The organism is Streptomyces sp. NPDC056161 (assembly GCF_042268025.1).
Classification (GTDB): domain Bacteria; phylum Actinomycetota; class Actinomycetes; order Streptomycetales; family Streptomycetaceae; genus Streptomyces.
Genome location: NZ_JBHJUV010000154.1, coordinates 1 through 1,540 on the forward strand (window position 1 = coordinate 1; position 1,540 = coordinate 1,540).

Annotated in this window: 2 protein-coding genes; both read right to left on the minus strand. The window is 70.3% G+C overall.

Going from position 1 to position 1,540, the window contains the following annotated elements; all coding sequences use genetic code 11:
* Positions 1 to 81: 81 nt before the first annotated feature.
* Entirely contained in the window at positions 82 to 801 is a 720-nt protein-coding gene (locus ACFC09_RS46045) for a hypothetical protein (protein ID WP_376539198.1), read from the minus strand.
* 75 nt (positions 802 to 876) lie between these two features.
* A complete protein-coding gene (locus ACFC09_RS46050) occupies positions 877 to 1,299 on the minus strand; it encodes a hypothetical protein (protein ID WP_376539200.1) in 423 nt (140 codons plus the stop codon).
* Between the last annotated feature and the right edge of the window lie 241 nt (positions 1,300 to 1,540).

Below are 1,540 nucleotides of genomic sequence, written 5' to 3' on the forward strand. Positions count from 1 at the left end.
GGCGTGTCCGCTACCGCCGCCGCACAGCACGACGCGGCCCGCCCCGGCCGGCTCGGCGGGGACGGGCCGCGTCGCCTCTGGCTATCGGAGCTCGTTGCGGCGGCACCAGCACCGGGAAACAGTGGACCTCGTGTTGTTGTACGGCCAGAACTCGCGGATGTCCGCCTGGGCGGCGGCGTCGGTCCGGTAGCACCGTGAGTAGACCTGGCTTCGACGGCTGATCGCGTTGCTGTAGTAGACGTTCACATGGGCGGCCGGGGGTTCTGCGGTGGCCGCCTCGACCAGCAGGACCGGCGTGCCCGGCGCGGCCCACATTCCCCATACGCCTCCACCGTGGTGGGGGTTGTCGCTCAGCCACCGGACGAAGATGCGCGGGTGTCCCGGCGACGCTTCGCCCTCCTCGATGTCCACCACCATCGCGGGGTCGTCCCACTTCCCCCAGTTATCCCGCTGGGTGATGACGTCGCCGAGACGGACGTGCGCGAGCGGCATCCATCCGGGCTCGGTCGACCGCTCGGCGGTCGCGCGGCCGTGTGCCAGGTACTCGCCGGAGCACGCGGAGCGCCAGTTCTCGGGCCGCGAGTGGTGTCCGGCGTACCCGGCGAATCGGGGGTCGGCGGGGGTTCGGACGTCAACGGCGCCGCAGGTGCCGCAGGTGACGGGCTTCTCGCCGTCGATCCAGTACGGGCCGTACTCCCGGGTCCTGTCGCAACGGCGGCAGTCGAGCCGCGTCTTGCTGCGCGGGTCGACGGGCGGGCACTGGGCGGAGTGTTCGATGGTGTACGGGGACGCGATGACCACTGGGGGAGTCCTTCTGTTCGTTGAAGCGTTCGGGGAGCGGGCGGGGGCCTCGCCCCCGCCCGATCGGTCACGGCGTCAGATCACGCCGATGGCCAGCAGCCACGACGGCGACCCGTGTTCACAGGTGCCGTCCGGCTCGACCCAGCACCCGTCTTGGGCTTCGGCTCCGCCTTCGGACATCCAGCTCTGCATCTGCTCGATGGACGGCCTCCCGGTGCCGTCCCCGCGCTCCGGCTCCTGGTCCTCCTTCGCGTCGCGGGAGACGATCAGCGCCTGTCCCGACAGGTCGAAGGTGGTCATGTCCTCCGCCCACCACGGGGCGCCGCTGACCTGGAACGTCCGGTGCGTGACGTCCTTCAGGCCCTGCTTGCTCAGCTCCAGCACACGGTCCGTCCAGCCGGTGACGGTCGGGTAGGCGCTGGCGTCGCTGAGCAGACAGGCGATCTTGTCGCCCACCTGCACGTCCTTCGTGTCGATCCATTCGGTCTTGACGGTCACGGTCGCTCCCTGGTGTTGAAGGTTCGGGGTTCGTCGTCGGGGGCTGCCATCCCCTTCCGACATCACTAATTCTGCCTTATTTGGGGGTCCGGGTCCACCTGAAACAGGGGTCTCGGGGGGTGATCTGGATCACATGTTTTCGCAGTTCAGGGGCGGTTTCCGCCCCACCGGCGGCGGCCTCGCCGGGCGGCGTCCGCCACGGCTCCGCCCGGTGGGCGGGGGCTCCCCTCGGTCGGTCGGG